General features: G+C 71.9%; 19 protein-coding genes and 1 tRNA gene. 13 read left to right on the plus strand and 7 right to left on the minus strand.

Features of this window, described 5'->3' with window-relative positions; all coding sequences use genetic code 11:
- The first annotated feature begins 3 nt into the window (after window positions 1-3).
- From moaC to ACGFWI_RS21340, 7 genes are all read left to right on the plus strand, one after another.
- A complete protein-coding gene (moaC, locus tag ACGFWI_RS21310; RefSeq protein WP_393907534.1) occupies window positions 4-486 on the plus strand; it encodes a cyclic pyranopterin monophosphate synthase MoaC in 483 nt (160 codons plus the stop codon).
- Window positions 483-986, plus strand: coding sequence for a molybdenum cofactor biosynthesis protein B (locus tag ACGFWI_RS21315; protein WP_393907535.1), 504 nt, complete (start codon window positions 483-485; stop codon window positions 984-986). Before moaC ends, ACGFWI_RS21315 begins: the two co-directional genes overlap by 4 nt.
- A gap of 14 nt (window positions 987-1,000) precedes the next feature.
- Window positions 1,001-1,615 carry a GNAT family N-acetyltransferase gene (locus ACGFWI_RS21320; protein ID WP_393907536.1) on the plus strand — a complete coding sequence of 205 codons (615 nt, stop codon included), beginning with the start codon at window positions 1,001-1,003 and terminating at the stop codon, window positions 1,613-1,615.
- Between the two features lie 151 nt (window positions 1,616-1,766).
- Window positions 1,767-2,813, plus strand: coding sequence for a hypothetical protein (locus ACGFWI_RS21325; protein WP_393907537.1), 1,047 nt, complete (start codon window positions 1,767-1,769; stop codon window positions 2,811-2,813).
- Window positions 2,814-2,888: 75 nt separating this feature from the next.
- A tRNA-Ala gene (locus ACGFWI_RS21330) sits at window positions 2,889-2,961 on the plus strand.
- Window positions 2,962-3,244: 283 nt separating this feature from the next.
- Window positions 3,245-3,772 (plus strand): barstar family protein, encoded by a 528-nt coding sequence (locus ACGFWI_RS21335; RefSeq protein ID WP_393907538.1) that lies wholly within the window; start codon window positions 3,245-3,247, stop codon window positions 3,770-3,772.
- Window positions 3,773-4,167: 395 nt separating this feature from the next.
- Complete coding sequence (locus ACGFWI_RS21340; RefSeq protein WP_393907539.1) at window positions 4,168-5,730, plus strand: FAD-dependent monooxygenase; 1,563 nt, start codon at window positions 4,168-4,170, stop codon at window positions 5,728-5,730.
- A gap of 361 nt (window positions 5,731-6,091) precedes the next feature.
- On the opposite strand, the gene ACGFWI_RS21345 is transcribed toward ACGFWI_RS21340, so the two are convergent.
- The 5 genes from ACGFWI_RS21345 to ACGFWI_RS21365 form a co-directional block, all read right to left on the minus strand.
- Window positions 6,092-6,604 carry a M23 family metallopeptidase gene (locus ACGFWI_RS21345; protein WP_393907540.1) on the minus strand — a complete coding sequence of 171 codons (513 nt, stop codon included), beginning with the start codon at window positions 6,602-6,604 and terminating at the stop codon, window positions 6,092-6,094.
- 588 nt (window positions 6,605-7,192) lie between these two features.
- Window positions 7,193-7,588, minus strand: a complete 396-nt coding sequence (locus ACGFWI_RS21350; protein WP_393907541.1) for a GntR family transcriptional regulator — start codon at window positions 7,586-7,588, stop codon at window positions 7,193-7,195.
- Between the two features lie 169 nt (window positions 7,589-7,757).
- Window positions 7,758-8,774: an ABC transporter permease subunit gene (locus ACGFWI_RS21355; RefSeq protein ID WP_393907542.1), complete on the minus strand. Its 1,017-nt coding sequence runs from the start codon at window positions 8,772-8,774 to the stop codon at window positions 7,758-7,760.
- Complete coding sequence (locus tag ACGFWI_RS21360) at window positions 8,771-9,700, minus strand: ABC transporter ATP-binding protein (RefSeq protein WP_393907543.1); 930 nt, start codon at window positions 9,698-9,700, stop codon at window positions 8,771-8,773. The genes ACGFWI_RS21355 and ACGFWI_RS21360 overlap by 4 nt, the downstream gene beginning before the upstream one ends.
- Before the next feature lie 134 nt (window positions 9,701-9,834).
- The gene (locus ACGFWI_RS21365) at window positions 9,835-10,317 is read right to left on the minus strand and encodes a GNAT family N-acetyltransferase (protein ID WP_393907544.1); all 483 of its coding nucleotides are present in this window, start codon (window positions 10,315-10,317) and stop codon (window positions 9,835-9,837) included.
- 67 nt (window positions 10,318-10,384) lie between these two features.
- Here ACGFWI_RS21365 and ACGFWI_RS21370 point away from each other — a divergent pair, with 67 nt between their 5' ends.
- Complete coding sequence (locus tag ACGFWI_RS21370; protein ID WP_393907545.1) at window positions 10,385-11,188, plus strand: exodeoxyribonuclease III; 804 nt, start codon at window positions 10,385-10,387, stop codon at window positions 11,186-11,188.
- 108 nt (window positions 11,189-11,296) lie between these two features.
- On the opposite strand, the gene ACGFWI_RS21375 is transcribed toward ACGFWI_RS21370, so the two are convergent.
- The gene (locus tag ACGFWI_RS21375; RefSeq protein WP_393907546.1) at window positions 11,297-11,809 is read right to left on the minus strand and encodes a stress protein; all 513 of its coding nucleotides are present in this window, start codon (window positions 11,807-11,809) and stop codon (window positions 11,297-11,299) included.
- Between the two features lie 416 nt (window positions 11,810-12,225).
- On the opposite strand from ACGFWI_RS21375, the gene ACGFWI_RS21380 reads away from it, so the two are divergent.
- Window positions 12,226-14,025, plus strand: coding sequence for a BTAD domain-containing putative transcriptional regulator (locus ACGFWI_RS21380; RefSeq protein ID WP_393907547.1), 1,800 nt, complete (start codon window positions 12,226-12,228; stop codon window positions 14,023-14,025).
- Between the two features lie 25 nt (window positions 14,026-14,050).
- Here ACGFWI_RS21380 and ACGFWI_RS21385 read toward each other — a convergent pair whose 3' ends face one another.
- Window positions 14,051-14,785 carry a MerR family transcriptional regulator gene (locus ACGFWI_RS21385; protein ID WP_393907571.1) on the minus strand — a complete coding sequence of 245 codons (735 nt, stop codon included), beginning with the start codon at window positions 14,783-14,785 and terminating at the stop codon, window positions 14,051-14,053.
- Between the two features lie 283 nt (window positions 14,786-15,068).
- Here ACGFWI_RS21385 and ACGFWI_RS21390 point away from each other — a divergent pair, with 283 nt between their 5' ends.
- The 4 genes from ACGFWI_RS21390 to ACGFWI_RS21405 all read left to right on the plus strand — a co-directional run bounded on the left by ACGFWI_RS21390 (window position 15,069) and on the right by ACGFWI_RS21405 (window position 19,015).
- Window positions 15,069-16,598, plus strand: a complete 1,530-nt coding sequence (locus ACGFWI_RS21390) for a flavin-containing monooxygenase (RefSeq protein ID WP_393907548.1) — start codon at window positions 15,069-15,071, stop codon at window positions 16,596-16,598.
- On the plus strand, window positions 16,595-17,704 hold the full coding sequence (locus tag ACGFWI_RS21395; protein ID WP_393907549.1) for an alpha/beta fold hydrolase: 1,110 nt from the start codon (window positions 16,595-16,597) through the stop codon (window positions 17,702-17,704). Before ACGFWI_RS21390 ends, ACGFWI_RS21395 begins: the two co-directional genes overlap by 4 nt.
- A complete protein-coding gene (locus tag ACGFWI_RS21400; protein ID WP_393907550.1) occupies window positions 17,701-18,582 on the plus strand; it encodes an SDR family oxidoreductase in 882 nt (293 codons plus the stop codon). The genes ACGFWI_RS21395 and ACGFWI_RS21400 overlap by 4 nt, the downstream gene beginning before the upstream one ends.
- Window positions 18,583-18,730: 148 nt before the next feature.
- Window positions 18,731-19,015, plus strand: a complete 285-nt coding sequence (locus ACGFWI_RS21405) for a hypothetical protein (protein ID WP_393907551.1) — start codon at window positions 18,731-18,733, stop codon at window positions 19,013-19,015.
- The last annotated feature ends 155 nt before the right edge of the window (window positions 19,016-19,170 follow it).

Consider the following 19,170-nt stretch of genomic DNA (forward strand, 5'->3'; position numbering starts at 1 on the left):
ACGATGAGCAGCGGCCAGCAACACCTCACCCATCTCGACGCGGCGGGCGCGGCGCGGATGGTCGACGTCTCCGCGAAGGACGTCACCGCCCGCACGGCCACCGCCCGCGGCCGCGTTCTGGTCTCCTCGCAGGTCATCGAGCTGCTGCGGGGCGAGGGCATGCCCAAGGGCGACGCCCTGGCCACCGCCAGGATCGCCGGCATCATGGGCGCCAAGCGCACCCCCGAGCTGATCCCGCTCTGCCACCCCCTGTCCGTCTCCGGCGTCACGGTGGATCTCTCCCTCACCGACGACGCCGTCGAGATCGCGGCCACGGTCAAGACCACCGACCGCACGGGCGTCGAGATGGAGGCCCTGACCGCCGTCTCGATCGCCGCGCTCACCGTCATCGACATGATCAAGGCCGTCGACAAGACCGCGGTGATCTCCGACATCCGTGTGGAGGAGAAGACCGGCGGCAAGTCCGGCGACTGGAGCCGGTCATGAGCCCCGCCCGCGCCCTGGTCATCACCGCCTCCAACCGTGCCGCGGCCGGCATCTACGCCGACAAGAGCGGCCCGCTGCTCGCCGAGGGCCTGACCGCCATGGGCTTCGAGGTCGACGGCCCGCAGGTGGTGCCGGACGGCGACCCGGTCGAAGCCGCCCTGCGCGGAGCCGTCTCCTCCTCCCGCTACGCCGTCGTCCTCACCACCGGCGGAACGGGCCTCTCGCCCACCGACCGCACCCCCGAGGCCACCCGCCGGGTCCTGGACTACGAGGTCCCCGGCATCCCCGAGGCGATCCGCGCCGCCGGCCGTACGAAGGTCCCCACCGCCGCGCTCTCCCGGGGCCTGGCGGGCGTCGCCGGTACGACCCTGATCGTCAACCTCCCCGGTTCCTCCGGCGGAGTCCGCGACGGCCTCGCCGTCCTCACCGACCTGCTGTCGCACGCCGTCGACCAGATCCGTGGCGGCGACCACCCCAGACCTTCCGGGAGCCCGAGCTGAACGCGCCGTGGCCGGTGGTCCTCACGGACGGAGTGGTGACCCTCCGCCCGATAAAGCTGCGCGACCAACGGGCCTGGCGCGAGGTCAACCGCCGTAACCGCGACTGGCTGCGCCCCTGGGAAGCGACCATCCCGCCGCCCCCGCCCGGCCTCGCCCCGCCGCACCGCCCCACGTACCGTCAGATGGTCCGCCATCTCCGCGCCGAGGCACACGCCGGGCGGATGCTGCCGTTCGTCGTCGAATACCGCGGCCAGGTCGTCGGTCAGCTGACGGTCGCGGGCATCACCTGGGGCTCCATGTGCTCCGGCCATATCGGCTACTGGGTCGACCGGGAAGTCGCCGGCCGCGGCGTCATCCCGACCGCCGTGGCGCTCGCCGTCGACCACTGTTTCCGGTCCGTGGGACTGCACCGCATCGAGGTCTGCATTCGCCCGGAGAACGTTCCCAGCCGCCGGGTGGTCGAAAAACTCGGCTTTCGCGAAGAGGGCATGCGTCCGCGCTACCTCCACATCGACGGCGGCTGGCGCGACCACTTGGTTTTCGCCCTCACCGCGGAAGAAGTGCCCGAAGGCCTGCTCAACCGCTGGCGGCGGGAGAAGCCCAGTACTCCCGGCACACCCCACAAATGAAATAAATGTTCGAATGCATTCCCTGATTGACCGGATTGGCGGACGCGCTGATCTCTACCATCACAAAAAAGTTCGAGATATCAGCCAGATCGTGCGACACACCGGCCCAATTGGCGGATGGCCCCATGCAAACCCCTCTACCGTGTGAGTTGTGAGAAGCAGCGGCCTCATCTACGCAGTCATCGTCGGGGCCTGGGCCGCCTACTTGGTGCCGATGTGGCTCCGTAGGCAGGACGAGCTCAACGAGGCCCGTCCGACCGAGCGCTTCAGCACCGCCATCCGGCTGCTGTCCGGACGGGCGGCCATGCAGCGCCGTTACGACAAGGCGCACGGGGAGTACCCCGCCGACGATGCGGGCGGCGACGCGGACCCGGACGCCCCGGCCGACGAGGCCGCCGCCCGGGCCTTCGGCGACCCCGCGCCGGCGAACCCGGCCGAGGCTCCCCACACCCGGGTGCAGACCGCCCCGCCGCGCCCCTCCGCCGCCGAGCGGACCAAGCGCGCCAAGGCCCTCGCCCGCCGCCGGCGCACCACCACCGTCCTCTTCCTCACCTTCACCGCCGGCGCCATCGTCGCCGCGGTCGGCGGCCTCCCCTTCCTCTGGGCCCCCGCCCTCCCCGCCCTCCTCCTGACCGCGTACATCATTTACCTGCGGGCCCAGGAGCGGCGGCGCTTCACCTTCACCATGGACCGGCGCAAGGCGGAGGCGGCAGCACAGCGACTGCGGGAGCGCCGGCCCCGCCCTCAGCAGGCGGCCGAGCAGCCGCCCGCCGACGACCACCCGGCCGACGTCCGCGCTGACACCCCGGCCGACGCCGCCCCGGAACCGCCCCGCCCCGCAACCCCCGCCCACACCGCGGGCCGCCGCGCCCTGGTCGAGGAGACCGACCACGCCGAGTGGGTCGACCAGCAGCGCGAACGCGAACGCCCGCGCCCCGCCGCCGGCAGCTGGGACCCGATCCCGGTCCCCCTCCCCACGTACGTCACCGCGCCGGTCGCCCCCCGCGCCACCAGCCACGTCGACCTGGACGCCGAGGACGCCTGGAGCTCCGCCCGCTCCAGCGCCGCCCCCGACCGCCCACAGCCCGAAACCCCCCAGCGGGACCGCCCCACCCACCCCGGCCGCCGCACCCGCGGCCGCACCCCCCTCTTCGACCAGTACGAGAACGAGGACCGCCCGCGCGCGGCGAACGAGTGACGGCCCTCCGCTGACCAGCACCGGAAGCGATTTCCGAGCACCGCGACCGAGATGCTAGAGTTTCATTCGTCGCAAGGGCCTGTGGCGCAGCTGGTAGCGCACCTCGTTCGCAACGAGGGGGTCAGGGGTTCGAATCCCCTCAGGTCCACCGACCGCACGTCAAAGCCCCCACCGGGATAGCCCGGTGGGGGCTTTTTCGCGCTGTACAGCAGCGAAGTACAGCAACTACGTGGGATCCGCCTGGTTGCCGAGATGCTTGCCCGGTTTCCGCAGTGCCTTCCGCGTCGACTCCGAGGGCACGTGCGTGTAGATCTCCATGGTCACCGCGTTTGGCACCAGCCCATTCCGCCCTCCAGGCGGAGTCCGGCCGGGCACCGGCGGAACGCCCGGCGATCCCAGTGGCGGAGACCTGGGTCATAAGATCGGCCACCGTGACGGCACCCGACCCCCGACCCTCCAGCGACCTCGCCCTGCGGCTGACGATGGACACCTTCATCACGCTGTACTGGCGCCGACACCTTCTGGACGAGACCACCGGGCAACTACGCGACCTCGACCACCACGTCGTCGAGCTCGACGCCGCCCGCTGGACGACACTGGCCGCCATGCACCGGGACATCGCCGCCGCACTGGACTTCCCCGGCTACTACGGCCACAACCTCGACGCACTCAACGACTGCCTCGGCGACGTCGCCTGCGACGGCGGATACACCGATACCCCGCACCGGGCCGGCCTGGTCCTGAGCCTCACCAACTACGACCACTTCACCACGATCGAGCCCGAGTCCGCCCAGATCGTCCTCGACATCATCGCCGGCCAGGCCCGCCGGGCCACCGTTCTCGGACGCCGCATGATCTGTCTGGTTCACAGCAACGACCCGGACATCCGCTTCGAGCCCGTCGGCGCCACGCCCGTCATGTGGAACCACGCCGAATGGCTCGACTCCAACCGCCAGTGAGGCAACACGGGAACCACCACCCGGGGAACAGGGGTAGTTGACGAGATCCCGTCCGGTCGTTCAGATCGGGCGGGATCTTTGTGTTTCCGGGGGACGTTGGAGTTGATGTGGGGCAGCCACTCCGGCTGATCTGCCGAAACCGACCATCGCATCCCCCCGGACGCCGCGTTCTGGCTCTCCGTCAAGCCATGTCCCACACCGTTGCTTTGCTCAGCGGTGGCCGGCGAGGACTTCCCCCGTGTAGGTGACCGGCACGGGGAGGGGGAGGCCGGGGAGGGGCGCGGGACCGCCCGCCGACCTGTCCGCGCGAGGCCGCGCCCCTTGACGTCGGGGGCCTGTTGTGGCTGTTCAGGGCGGTGAAGGGGGCCGTCACCCGGTCGTTCATAGTGAGCGCCATGGACTATGACGTAGTGGTGGCCGGAGGCGGCCCGGTGGGACTGATGCTGGCCTGTGAACTCCGGCTCGGGGGCGCGCGGGTGGCCGTCCTGGAACGCCTCACCGAAGCGGACCAGACAATCAAGGGCGCGGCGATCACCACGCCCAGCGCCGAGGCGCTCTACCGCCGGGGCATGCTGCCCGCGCTGGCAGAGGTGCAGCGGCAGACGATGGACCGCTTCCGGGCGTTCCTGCGCGAACGGAACGACGAGGGCGGGGACGGGGCCCCCGGCCAGGGGCTCAGGATCGTCGGGCACTTCGCCGGGATCATGCTGCGCGCCGACCTGGTCGACCGGACGGGGCCGGGCCTCGGCGACGCTGGACCCGCCGCCGGGATCAGCTTCGTGGCGCAGCAGGACGTCGAGCGGCTGCTCGCCGTACGGGCGGACGAGCTCGGCGTCCACGTGCGCCGGGGAGTGGAGCTGACGGGCTTCGACGCGGACGACAGGGGCGTCACCGTGCGGACAAGCGGCGAGGCGATACGCGCCGGCCGGCTCGTGGGCTGCGACGGCGGCCGCAGCATGGTCCGCAAGCTTGCGGGGTTCGACTTCCCCGGTACGGATCCGGAGATCACCTGTCACCAGGCGGTCGTGGAGATGACCGGGGACGAGGACCTGAACGTCGGCTGGACCGCCACGGACACCGGGGTGTACGCCTACGGGCCGATGCCGGGCCGCGTCGTCACCGTGGAGTTCGGCGGGCCGCCGGCCGACCGGGAGGCGCCGGTCACCGCCGAGGATCTCCAGGCGCGGCTGCGCCACGTCTCCGGCGTGGACGTCACGATCACCGAGGTGCGGACCGCGACCCGCTTCACCGACCACGCCCGCCAGGTCACCGAGTACCGCAAGGGCCGGGTGCTGCTGGCGGGCGACGCGGCGCACGTGCACTCCGCGTTCGGCAGCCAGGGGCTGAGCCTGGGCATCGGGGACGCGATGAACCTCGGCTGGAAGCTCGCCGCCGTGATCGGCGGCCGGGCGCCGGAGGAGCTGCTGGACACGTACACCGCCGAGCGGCACCCGGTCGGGGCGTGGGTCCTGGACTGGACCCGGTCCCAGATCGCGGCCATGCGCCCGGACCCGCAGTCGCGGGCCCTGCGGAAGATCGTCACCGATCTGACGGAGACGGTCGCGGGCACCACGTACTTCGTCGCGCGGCTCTCCGGTGCCGGGGTGCGGTACGAGCTGCCGGGCGACCACCCGCTGATCGGCCGCAGCGCCCCGGACCTCGAACTCGCCGACGGCAGCCGGCTCGCGGACCACCTCCACGGCGGCCGGGCGCTCCTGCTGGACCTCGCCGACGACCCGGAGGTGAGGGCCCGCGCCGCGGGGTACGCCGGGCGCGTCGACATCGTGACGGCCGGCTGCCCGTCCCGCCCGGAACTGGGGGCGGTCCTGGTCCGGCCGGACGGCTTCACGGCCTGGGCAGCCGACGCGGGGGCGCAGGCGCCGGCCTCGACGGACGGGCTGGCGGAGGCGCTGGGGGAGTGGTTCGGGGTGCCGGAAGGCGCGGTGGCGGCGGGCTGATCCGCCGCCCGGAGGGCAGGGGGCCGGGGCGCAGGCCCCCGCAGCCCCGGACGTCCGGCCGTAGCTCCACCAACCACCTGAACCGCTCCGAACCACGGGAAACGGTCACACGGCACATGGGAAGCGACCTTCAAACCGTTCCCTGCACCGCAGGTCGATCCGATGCGTGAACACTCCACAGACAACACGTCAAAGCCCCTGCCGGGGATATCCGGTGGGGGCTTTTTCGTGCCGAGTGACGGTGGAGTACGGCAACTACGTGTGAGGCGCCCGGTCGCCGGGGTGCTTGTCGCCCACCGGCGTCCGATGCCCGGCGTCCGATGCCGGTGGGCCGGGCCCACACCTGCGCCGCCTGCGGGGATCAGCGGGCGAAGGAGCGCGAGGTGAGACGGACGCCGTGTCTGGCGAGGTAGGTGAGGGGATTGATGTCCGAGCCGTAGCGGCGGCTCCTGCGTACCTCGAAGTGGAGGTGGGGGCCGGTGACGCGGCCGGTGGCGCCGCTGTAGCCGAGGCGGGTGCGGGCGCGGACTTTCTGGCCCGGGCGGACGGTGATGCGCGAGAGATGACCGAAGAGGATGTAGCGGCCGTCGTGCATCCGGATCGTCACGGCTTTGCCGTAGGCGCCTGATCTCTTGGCGAGGACGACGGTGCCCGACCCCACGGATCTGACCCGGGTTCCGGAGCGGACGGCGAGGTCGATGCCGGTGTGGTGGCCGGCACGCCAGGTGCCGCGTACGCCGTAGGGCGAGCTGATGCGGTAATGGGCGGTCGTGGGGTGGGTCCAGGTGCCGGCGGGGGCGGCGTGGGCCACCTGGGATGCCGCCAGCGTGAGGACGGAGCCCATGGCCGCCGTGGCTATGGCGTGGAGCAGCATTCGGCGAAGCAGGGGGCGTTTGCGGAATGTGGTCATAGTGGTGAGCCCACGCCTTGTGGCGGGTGGTCGCATCCTGGGGCGGGCCGCCGGGCCGCCGAACGGGTGGAGGTTGGCCCGGCGGGTGAGCCTTGCCGGGCCGGGCGTCCGGATGGGTGAGCGGGGGAGCGGAACGGGGGAGCGGATGGGGGCCCGGCCGTCTCACACTTCAAGGCCTCCGGTGGTCTCGCCGCTTCGTGCCCCCGGCCGTCTCACACTTCAAGGCCTCCGGTGGTCTCGCCGCTTCGTGCCCCCGGCCGTCTCACACTCCAAGGCCTCCGGTCGTCTCGCCGCCTCGTGCCCGTCGTCTCGCCACTCCGGCCCCGGTCGTGTCACCACCCCAGGCGCTCGACCGCCTTGAGGACCGCGCCGGCGCCGTCCTCGGGGGCGAGGCGGTGGGCGGCCTCGGTGGCGTGGTCGCGGCGGGCGGGTGGTGGTGTCACCGGTGGCGGGGCGTGCCGTTCTTCAGGCTGGGGCCTGACGTGGCGTGAGGGTCAAGCGTGGTGCGGTACGGGCGGCGGGGCGAGCAGGCGGGAGCCCGCCCCGTCCCGCTCAGCCGTCCGGATACCGGTCCTGCAGCACCGAGTTCACCAGCGCCTGGACGTCCTCCCGGTCCAGCCCCTCCCCGCGGGCGCGGTCCATCCAGGAGCGGAGCTCCTCGCGCAGCAGGGCGTCCGCCGCGGACTCCGGGCGGGCCAGCGTACGGCTGACGAAGGTGCCGAGGCCGGGGCGTGGTTCGACCAGGCCCTCGCGCTCCAGTTCGCGGTACGCCTTGAGGGTCGTGTTGGGGTTGACCTTGGTCGTGGCGGCGACCTGTGCGGCGGTCGGCAGGCGGTCGCCCTCCACCAGGATGCCCAACCGCAGTGCCTGCTGGACCTGTTGGACGATCTGGAGATAGGTGGCGACGCCGCTGCGGCGGTCGATCCGGAACTCGACGACGCTCACCACCTCTCTGCTTCTTCCGCCCGTGCCGCCCTGTCTGCCGCCGGGACCGTGCTGCCCGACCGCTTGATGATCGGGCCGGCCGTGCCGGGTGTCAAAGCGCCTCCCGGGGTGTTCCCCGTACGGGAGGAACAGGCGGGCCGGCGCGCGCACCGTCGCTCGCGCGTCTCGCCGTTCAGAGCGGCCGCCGGTGTGCCCGCCACACGACGAACACGAGGACCACGGCGGTCAGCGCCAGCAGAATTCCCGCGCCCAGCCACTGCATCCCCGCCATCTGCCCGTAGTCGAAGTACTGCGTCACCCGGTTGACGATGCCCAGCCTGGCCCGGCAGGCCTCGGCGTCGCCGTGGACGCAGGTGCCGTAGCCGTAGAGCTTGCCGTCCGCGGTGGACACCCAGTCGTCGATCCGTACGGCGCCGGGCGGCAGCCGGGGGCCGTCGCCGTCGTACGGGTAGCGCACGCTGCGCAGCGTGCCGAGGAGGGGGCGCACCTTTTCGCCCCAGACCACGGCGGTGACCGCGGCGAGGACGGCGGTGGCCCCCATCGCCGCCGTCACCCGCTTGATCAGCATGCCGAGGGCGAGGCCGCAGGCGGTCAGGAACAGGGTCGTGGCGACCGGGACCGGCCCGGTGGTGTCGAATGCGCCGCTCTCCATCCAGTCGCCGTCGGCGACCAGGGAGTGGGCCGGTGACCACAGCCAGGTGAAGGCGGCCGACAGCAGGGTGGTGCACAGCACGACGAGGGCCAGCGGCAGACCGAGCGTGGCGGCGATCCAGCGGCCGCGGCTCACCGACTGGGTGGTGACCAGTTTGATGGTGCCGCGCTCCTGCTCGGCCGCGATCAGTGGTGCGCCGAGGAACATGCCAGCGAGCACCGGCAGGAGCTCCAGGAACTGAGTGTCGTTGTTGAACATCGTGCCGAAGCTGTTCTGGAAATCGGTGGACACCTGCCCCCCGGCGCCCGGCGAGGCGCCCTTGGTGTGCAGGAAGTCCATCACGCCGATGCGCTGGTAGGCGAAGGTCCCACAGCCCACGACGGTGATCAGCAGGGCGAGGCGCAGCAGCGAGCGGTGCCGGCGCCAGACCAGCCAGGGCAGGCCGTGCAGCAGGCCGGGGCGCGGGGCGGCCGCCAGGGCGGGGCCGCTGTCCGCGCGCGTTTCGCCCGGTGGGCCGACGGTGTCGGTCCGGCTCACGCGGCGGCCTCCCGCGGCCCGTCGATACGGGCCTCGTCCGCGATCAGGGTGGGTGCGTCGGGCGAACGCAGATAGGCCAGCAGGACCTCCTCCAAGCTCGGCGACAGCGCCTCCCAGCTGTCGGAGAGCGGGCCGTGCGGCCGGATCAGGGCGTTGAACTGCCGCCCGGTGACGCGGGATTCGACCACGGTGTGCCGGCGTCGCAGCTCCTTGGGCACCCCGTCGTCGCCGTCGGCCACTCCCGTCACCAGCAGGTGCGCGGGCACCAGCTCCTCGGTCTGGCCGGCCATCCGCAGCCGGCCCTCGGCGAGGACGAGGAGGTAGTCACACATGACCTCCATCTCGGCGAGCATGTGGGACGACATCAGGACCGTCGTGCCGTGCTCGGCGGCCTCGGCCATCAGCAGCCCCGACAACTCGTGCCGGGCGAGCGGGTCGAGGTCGGACATCGGCTCGTCGAGCAGCAGCAGCTCGGGCCGCTTGCCGAAGGCGAGGGCGAAGGCGACGCGGGTGCGCTGGCCGCCCGAGAGGGTGCCGATCCGGGCGCTGAGCGGCACCTTCCCGGACCGTACGATCCGCTCGGCCAGCGCCTGGTCCCAGCGCGGGTTCAGCTCACGGCCCAGCCGCAGGGTCTCGGCCACGGTGAAGCGCGGGTAGAGGGGCTTGTCCTGCGCGAGGAAGGCGACCCGCTGCAGGACGGCCGGGTCGGAGACCGGGACGCCGAACAGCTTCAGCGTCCCGGTGGTCGGCTGCACCAGCCGGGTCGCGGTGCCCAGGAACGTGCTCTTGCCCGCGCCGTTGGGCCCGACGAGTGCACAGATGTGGCCGGCGGGGAGCCGGAAGGAGCAGTCGCGCAGTGCCCAGCCGCGGCGGTACTTCTTCCCCAGTCCTACGGCCTCGACGGCCCACGGGCTCGGGTCGCTCACCCGGATCCCCCCTTTAGCTAGTTGATTAGTGGAATGAGTATGGGGAGCGGCCCGGAGGCATGTCAACAAAGGGTTCCGGGCCGGCCGCGCGTACGGGCCGGCCGCCGACGGGCCCAGGGCCGCCGCGGGGCCCCTCAGGCAGCCGCCACCAGCGACTTCGCCATGCACCGGCTCTCGTCATACGTCCGGTACAGCCCGAACTTCTCGACCAGCGCATAACCGCTGGACGCATACAGTGCCAGCGCTTCGGGCTGCTCGGTGCCGGTCTCCAGCACCATGCGGGAGCGCCCCGCGGCCCGTGCGTCCGCTTCCAGGGCGGCCAGGATCCGCCGGGCCAGCCCCAGGCCGCGCGCCTCGGCGACCACGAACATCCGCTTGATCTCGGCGTCGCCGGCCGCGTACCCCTCCGCCGCGTCCTCCTGCCGCCGCCATCCGCCGGTGGCCAGCGGACGGGCGCCGTCGTAGGCGATCAGATACGTACCGTGCGGAGGGGTGAACATCTCCGGGTCCAGCGGCGTCATGTCGCCGTCGCCGTAGCGCCGGACGTACTCCTTCTGGACCAGCGCATCGAGCGTGATCGCGTCGGGGTGGTCGTAGCGGACGGGGCGTATCTCCATTCCAGAAATCGTACGGGTGAGCGGGTGCCCGGCGCGACGAGGTCCGGGGGGTGGGTATCGTGCCGGGATGCTCACCGTGACCTCTGTGAATGTGAACGGACTCCGCGCCGCGGCCAAGAAGGGCTTTGTCCCGTGGCTGGCGGAGACCGCGGCCGATGTGCTGTGCCTGCAGGAGGTGCGGGCCGAGAGCGCTCAGCTCCCGGAGGAGGTGCGGGAGCCCGCGGGGTGGCACACCGTGCATGCCCCGGCGGCGGCCAAGGGCCGGGCCGGGGTCTCGCTGTACACCCGGCGGGAGCCGGAGCGGGTGCAGGTGGGCTTCGGGTCGGCGGAATTCGACGGCAGCGGGCGGTACGCCGAGGCGGACCTGCCCGGTGTGACCGTCGCCAGCCTCTACCTGCCCTCCGGCGAGGTCGGCACGGAGCGGCAGGACGAGAAGGAGCGCTTCATGGCGGAGTTCCTGCCCTACCTCGTCGACCTGCGCAAGCGCTCCGCCGCGGACGGCCGTGAGGTGGTGGTGTGCGGTGACTGGAACATCGCCCACCAGGAGGCCGACCTGAAGAACTGGAAGGCCAACCAGAAGAAGTCCGGCTTCCTCCCGGAGGAGCGCGGCTGGCTGACCGATGTCCTCGACGAGACCCGCGGCGGTTATGTGGACGTCGTCCGCAGCCTGTACCCGGACACCGAGGGCCCGTACTCGTGGTGGTCCTACCGGGGCCGCGCCTTCGACAACGACGCGGGATGGCGCATCGACTACGCCATGGCCACGCCCGGCCTGGCGCAGCGTGCGGTGAAGGCTTACGTGGAGCGGGCGGCCAGCTATGACCAGCGGTGGTCCGACCATGCGCCGGTGACGGTCGTCTTCGACCGCTGAGGGCCGTCCCGTCATCCCTGGCGGGCGCTTCCCCGCAGCAGAACGGCCCGCTGGATGTTCCGGCGGGCCGTCATGCGAGGTGGCCGGGGCGGGTGCCCGGCCGGTGCGTCAGGAGATGCGGGAGAACTTCACGTAGCCGCCGTTGTCGGGGCGCTCCCAGACGCCCCTGAAGGCCCAGTTGATGAAGCCGCCGTCGCCCTTGTTGGTGAACTCGCCGTCCTCGAAGATCCAGATTCCGTAGGTGACGCCGTCGTAGGTGGCCGAGCCGTACTGCTTCACTCCGTTGAGGTGGTCCTCATATCCCTGGCTGAGATTGTGGACCATGACGTTATAGTGCTGGCCGCTCGCGTAGAACGCGGATTCCATGAGGTTCTTGACGAAGCCTTCGCGGTTCTGGGCGGTCTTGATCGACGCTTCGATCTTGTTGGCAATGCCGAGAACGTCGACGTTGAAGTTCAGGTTCGCGTTGGCACCGACATCGACCGGCGACTCGCCCGCCGCGGCGGCGGCAGCGACCGGGGCGGCCGACGCCGTCGCCGGGAAGGCGACGGCCGTGCCGCTCAGTGCTGCGCACAGCGCTGCCGCCGCAAGGCCCTTCTTCACAACAGTCTTGGTGAACATGGTTCTCCTCCATGGGTACGGATGGCGGTCCTCTCCGATCCCCGATGCGGGTATCGGGGATCGGAGAGCCGGCCCGGGCAGCCGCCAGGGGATTGCCGCTGCGACGGGCAGGAACGATGTTTCGCGGCCTCGCTCATGAACCGCTCACATCGTGATCACGTACTCCGCAGATGGTCCGCATGTTTCACTGACTTTCCGTCAATTCACCGTCCGCGTCCACATAGTGAGAGCGGGCGAGTGAAACGGAACCCGGTGTTCCCGCCGGTGGTCTTCGCTGACAAAACGGCGGTTTGCTGTGCGCGCATCGACGGCATGAACTCGGGGGCACAATGGTTCAGTTGCGGCTACTGGGGCCGGTTGAAATTGAAGTGAACAATGGGCGCCTGCTGAGTCTGGGAGCGGGCCGATTGCGTACCGTGGCCGCGATTCTGATCAGCGAGGTCAATCACGTGATCCCGGTGGGCAGACTGATCGACCTGGCGTGGGACGCGGATCCGCCGGCCAGGGCGAGAGGCGTGGTCCACAACCATGTGCATCGCTTGCGGCAGTTGCTGGCGGGCCAGGCCGAAATAGCCACCCGCGGCCAGGGGTATGTGCTGATCGCCGACCCGTGTGCGGTGGATGTCAACCGGTTCAGGGAACTGGTGTCCGGTGCCCGCGGGGCCGAACCGTGGACCGCCGTCGCCAAGCTGCGCCAGGCGCTCGGTCTGTGGCGTGGTGAGGCGCTGGCGGATGTGGCCGGCGACCGGGTCAGGCGGACGCTGGGCGTCGGCCTGACCCAGGCGAGGGTGGCGGCGCTGCAGGAGCTCGGGGCACAGCTGTTGCTGCTCGGCCGTTACGGGGAGCTGGTCACGGAGTTGACCGCCTGGCTCGCGGAGCATCCGCTGCACGAGGAGCTGACCGCTCTGCTGATGCGGGCGCTGCAGGCGAGCGGCAGACAGGCCGAAGCCCTCGATCATTTCCACCGGACCAGACGGCACCTGAAGGACCAGCTGGGCATCGATCCGGGCCCGGCCCTCGGTGAGACGTATCTGGCGGTGCTCGGCGGGAAGCCGGCGGTCGTGCCGCACCTCTCCCACCGCCCGCCGGCCGGTCCCGGCCCCGCCGCGCTGCACGCCTCCGACCGCCCGCCGGCTCCGCCGCCCTCCGTTGCGCAACTCCCGACCCGCATAGCCGACTTCTGCGGGCGTGCGACGGAGCTCGCCGCGCTGGACCAGAACCTGGACCGCGTACCGGCACCGGGCTGTGTGGTGCTCGCGGGCGGGGGAGGGGCCGGCAAGACCACGCTGGCGGTTCACTGGGCGCACCGGCTCACGGCCGAGTTCCCCGACGGACAGCTCTTCGCCGACCTGCGGGGCTTCGAGCGTCCCCCGATGAGGGCGGGCACCGTTCTGTCGGCCTTTCTGCGGGCTCTGGGGGTACCGGACGCACAGATCCCCGACTCCGCGCCGGAGCGCTCGGCGCTCTACCGCTCGCTGCTCGCCGGACGGCGGATGCTCGTCCTGCTGGACAATGCCGGAACGGCCGACCAGGTCCGTCCTCTGCTGCCCGCGACCCCGGGCTGTCTCGCCGTGGTGACCAGCCGAAGACGGCTGAGCGGACTGATGATCCGCGACGGGGCGGCGCTGGTCACGGTGGGGCCGCTGCCGGCGGACGACGCCCTGGAGCTGCTGGGCACAGCGCTGGGGCGGCAGCGCATCGCGGCGGAGGGAGCCGCTGCCCGGGAGCTCGTCGAGCGGTGCGACCGGCTGCCGCTGGCGCTGCGGATCGCCGCCGCACGGCTGATGGCGCACGTCGGCTGGTCGCTGGCGGACTGGACGAAGAAGCTGGCCGATGAGCGGCACCGGCTGTGTGAGCTGTCCGCGGCCGATCCGGACCTGTCCGTGGAGGCCGGTCTCCACCTCAGCTATCGCGCGCTGTCGAGCGGTGCCGCCCGGCTGTTCCGCCTCCTCGGGCTGGTCCCCGGCCCGGACGTGGAGGTCCACGCCGCCGCGGCACTGGCCGCACGCGATCTGGAGCGCACCCGCCGTCATCTCGCCGAGCTGTGCGAGGGGCACCTTCTCGAAGAACAGGCCGAGGGCCACTTCGCGCGGGCCGGGATGGTGCGCATCTACGCCGGGAAACTCGTCGCGTCCGAGGAGACACCGGCCGAACGGGACCTCGCCCTGCGGCGCCTGTCCGACCACTTTGGCGGGGCCCCGCTGCGGCCCGGATGAGCCCCGGCCGCCCGGCGGCCCGTGCTCACTCCCCCTCCTGCTCCTGTTCCCGCAGCCATGTCGCCAGCTCCGTCCGGACGCGGCGGTCCACGGCCATGGAGAGTTCGGCCTCGACCACGCCCTTGGAGAGCGGGCGGAGCTTTTCGATGGTCTCGGCGATGTGGTCGACCTCGTGGGGGCCGGGGGGCTCGCCCGCCGAGCTGCGGGCGAGGACGTCGGCGAGGACGTGGGTGCGGATGAGGGTGGTGAAGATGTCGGCGAGGGCGTCGGCGTGGGCGCGTACCTGGCGGCCGGCTTCGAGGACGGCGGCCAACGGGATGCCCCGGTTGACGAGTTCGGTGGAGGCGTCCAGCAGGCGGCGGCTGATGTGGACGAACTCGTCGCCGTCGACGGCGAGGTAGCCGATGTCCAGGGACGCGGTGAGGTTCTCGGCGGTGATGTCCTCGCTGAAGTGGTCGGCGAGTTCCTCGGGGGTCAGGCGTACCGGTGTCTCCTCGGACCAGGGTGCAACGAGGGGGTTCTCCAGGCCGAGCAGTTCGCCCACGTCGCGGCCGGTGTCGAAGGCCGAGAGGAGTTCGGCGATGCCGCCGAGGGTGTGGCCGCGCTCCAGGAGGGCGCCGATGGTGCGCAGACGGGCCAGGTGATGCTCGTTGTACCAGGCGATCCGGCCCTCGCGGCGCGGGGGCGGGATGAGCTTGCGCTCGCGGTAGAAGCGCAGCGTACGGACGGTGATACCGGCTTCCCTGGCCAGGTCGGCCATGCGGAATTCGCGCGCCGGGAGGTGTGCCGGGGGTTCTGTGCGCGCGTCCTGGGGGTTCTCGTTCGCTGCCACGGGTTCAGCCTATGCCCGGGGGTACGGCGCGGGACCGCGGTGCAACCAGCGGTAACTTCCTGCCGCCCGACCCCTACCGCTCGGTACGCAGCTGCCCTACTCTCCAATTGCGCCAGTGATTGCTGGCGTGGTCTGGCAGGGGCGGCCGTGGCGTCGGGTGTCATGGCATCGAAGATGGCAGTGAAGTACGTCGAACTCGGGAGGCGGCGGGATGGCCGAGCGCGAGCGCAGGCATGTGCGGGTTGCGGTGATCGGATCGGGCTTCGGTGGTCTGGGCGCGGCCATCCGGCTGCGGCGCCAGGGGATCACCGACTTCGTGGTCCTGGAGCGGGCCGACGCGGTGGGCGGCACCTGGCGGGACAACACCTATCCGGGATGCGCGTGCGATGTGCCCTCGCATCTGTACTCCTTCTCCTTCGCGCCCAACCCGGAGTGGCCGCGGAACTTCTCCGGGCAGCCGCACATCCGGGCGTACCTGGAGCGGGTCACCGACACCTTCGGACTGCGTCCGCACCTCCGCTTCAACTCGGAGGTGCTGGGCATGCGGTGGGACGCCGAGGCGCTGCACTGGGAGGTGGAGACGGCCGGCGGGGCGCTGACCGCGGATGTCGTGGTCTCGGCGACCGGGCCGCTGTCGGACCCCAAGGTCCCCGACATACCGGGGCTGGACACCTTTCCCGGCACCGTCTCGCACTCCGCCCGCTGGGACCACGACGACGACCTGCGCGGCAAGCGCGTCGCCATGATCGGTACGGGGGCCTCGGCGATCCAGATCGTGCCGGCCATCCAGCCGGACGTGGAGCGCCTCACGCTCTTCCAGCGCACCCCGCCCTGGGTGCTGCCGCGCGCCGACCGCAAGATCAGCGCGGCCGAGAAATGGCTGCACACCAAGCTGCCGGCGACCCGGGCCGCGCGCCGCGGGCTGCTGTGGGGTATCCGTGAGCTGCAGGTCAGCGCCTTCACCAAGCGCCCCAACGAGCTGGGGCTGATCGAGTTCCTGGCCAGGAACCATATGAAGAAGGCCATCAAGGAGCCAGTGCTGCGGGCCGCGCTGACCCCCGACTACCGCATCGGCTGCAAGCGGATCCTGCTCTCCAACACGTATTACCCGGCCCTGGCGCAGCCCAATGTGGAGGTGGTCGCCGCGGGGTTGAAGGAGGTGCGCGGCAGCACCCTCGTGGGGTCCGACGGGAGCGAGACGGAGGCCGACGCGATCGTCTTCGGCACCGGATTCCATGTGACGGACATGCCGATCGCGCAGCGGGTGACCGGCGCCAACGGGACGACGCTGGCCGAGGAGTGGAAGGACGGCATGGAGTCGCTGCGCGGCACCAGTGCGGCCGGCTTCCCCAACTTCCTCACCCTCATCGGGCCCAACACCGGCCTCGGGAACAGCTCGATGATCCTGATGATCGAGGCGCAGCTGAACTACCTGGCCGACTTCATGCGCCAGCTGGACGTCCTCGGCGGAAAGATCGCACTCGATGCCCGGCCGTCCGCCGTACAGGAGTGGAACCACATGATCCAGCAGCGGATGGCGCGCACGGTATGGAGCACCGGCGGCTGCGACAGCTGGTATCTGGACGCCGGCGGCCGCAACACCACCGTCTGGCCGGGGACGACCGGGGAGTTCAAGAAGGTCACCCGGCAGGTCGACCTCGCGGAGTACGAGGTGCTGCGGCCACCGGCCGGCCCGCCCGCGGACCGGACCGACGGCACGCGTACGGAGGTGGCCGCATGAGCCGCCGGCCCGGATACGTCACCACCGGCCCCTACGCGCCACCGGTGCCCCGTACGACGCTGACCGCCGTCTCGGCCGACGGCGCCCGGCTGTACGCCGAGATCCACGGCCCCGAGGACGCGCCGGCCGTCGTCCTGGCGCACGGCTGGACCTGCTCGACCGCCTTCTGGGCCCCGGTCGTCCGGGACCTGGCCGCCGACCACAAGGTCGTCGTCTACGACCAGCGCGGTCACGGCCGCAGCCCCGCCGCCGGTCCGGCGGGCCACAGCACCCCTGCGCTCGCCGACGACCTGGTGGCCGTACTGGAAGCCACTCTGCGGCCGGACGAACGCGCCGTGGTGGGCGGCCACTCCATGGGCGGCATGACGATCATGGCCGCCGCCGAGCGGCCGCAGCTGCGCGAGCGGGCCGCCGCCGCGCTGCTGTGCAGCACCGGAAGCGCCGATCTGCCCGCCGAATCACGGGTGTTCCCGCTGCGCAGCCCACAGGGCCGGCGCCGTGCGCACCGTGTGATGCTGCGCTCGCGGGCGCCGCTCGGCCCGGTGTCGCCGCTCACCAAGCGCGCCCTGAAGTACGCCACCATGGGCCCCGGCGCCACCGCCGAGCAGATCGAGGCCTGTGCGCGCATCGTGCACGCCTGCCCGTCCGGGGTGCGGGCCCGCTGGGGCAAGGTGCTGGCCGGTCTCGAACTGACCGGCGGCGTCGGCAGGCTGGAGCTGCCGACCGCGGTCATCGCGGGCACCGCCGACCGGCTCACCCCGATCGTGCACGCCCGCCGGCTGGCCTCCGTCCTCCCCGACTGCCTCGGTCTGACCGAGCTGCCGGGCCTGGGACATATGACGCCGATCGAGGACCCCGGAGCGGTCGCCGGCCTGCTGCGCGCGCTCGTCAAGGACCATCTGCGGTCGCCGGGCACCGGCACCGACGCCGACGCCGGACCTGACGCCGGACCCGCCACCGGCACCGACGCCGGACCCGCCACCGGCACCGACGCCGGACCTGCCACCGACGCCGAGGCCGGACCTGCCACCGACGCCGAGGCCGGGGAGGCCGCGGCCCCCGAAGTCCCCCGCTCCACGCGGCAGAAGAAGGAGAAGACGGTATGAGTGCGAGCAGGAGCCTGGAGGGGCAGGTCGTCGTCGTCACCGGCGCGGCCCGTGGGGTCGGTGCGCTGCTGGCCCGCAAGCTGTCGGCGCGCGGTGCGACGCTGGCGCTGGTCGGCCTGGAGCCGGACGAGCTGCGGGGCGTTGCCGCCTCGCTGCACGGTCCGGTGCACCACTGGCACGCCGATGTCACCGACCACGAGGAGATGGCCCGGGTGGCGGGCGAGGTCAAGGACCGCTTCGGGAAGGTGGATGTGGTCGTCGCCAACGCCGGGGTGGCGACCGGCGGCCCGTTCGCCGACTCCGACCCGGTCTCCTGGAGGCGGGTCATCGAGGTCAACCTCATCGGCGGCGCGGTCACCGGCCGCGCCTTCCTTCCCGCCCTCATGGCATCCCGCGGCTACTTCCTGCAGATCGCCTCGCTGGCCGCGATCACCCCGGCGCCGATGATGACGGCCTACTGCGCCTCCAAGTCGGGCGTCGAGGCGTTCGCGCACAGCCTGCGCGCCGAGGTCGGCCACAAGGGCGTACGGGTCGGGGTCGGTTATCTCAGCTGGACCGACACCGACATGGTGCGAGGCGCGGACCAGGACGACGTCATGCGCGAGCTGCGCTCCCGGCTGCCCTGGCCGTCGAACAAGACCTATCCGCTGGGCCCCGCCGTCGACCGGATCGTCGCGGGCGTCGAGCGCCGCTCCGCGCATGTCTACGGGCAGTGGTGGCTGCGCGGGATGCAGTCGCTCCGCGGGTATCTGCCCTCGCTCATCGGGTCGGTGGGCCAGCGGGAGATGCGGCGGTTCGGGGACCGGCTGGACGGCATGCGGGTCGGCCTGGTGGGCGCCGGAGGTGAGGCGGACGAGAAGGCGCGGGCGGGCCGGTGAACCGGGCGGTGAACGGCCTCAGAGCCGGCTGGTGAGCGGCCTTGCGTATCACGGAGAGTAGTCATTCGTGATCGAAATGCGAGCAATGTCCGGGCGTGTCACGCTGAACGGGGCCCAACCCCCCTACACCCCACTAGGAGTGAACAGCATGGGCATCAAGGACCAGTTCCAGGACAAGGCCAACGAGCTCAAGGACCAGGCGAACAAGGCCGTGGGCGACGCTCGCGAGCAGGGCAACGAGCGCGGTGGCCAGCGCCAGGACCGTGAGCACGGCGGTCAGCGTCAGGACCAGGAGCGTGGCGGTCAGCGCCAGGACCAGGACCGGCGCCAGGGCGGCCAGGAGCGTGGCGCGCAGCCGCGTGAGCGTGGCCAGCAGAGCCGCCAGCCCGCCCAGGACTCGATGGACGCCGCCGAGGGCCGCTCCCAGAGCTGACGTGGCTCGTCCTGAACATCACGCGCGGCGGCGTACGCGTCATGCGTGAAGGGGCGCACCCGGTCGACCGGGGGCGCCCCCCCAGTGGTGGGGGGGGGCGCGCCCCCCGCCCCCCCCCCCCCCCCCCCCCCCCCCCCCACGCGCGCCCGGGGCGG

This window comes from Streptomyces sp. NPDC048434 (assembly GCF_043200375.1).
Taxonomy (GTDB): Bacteria; Actinomycetota; Actinomycetes; order Streptomycetales; family Streptomycetaceae; genus Streptomyces.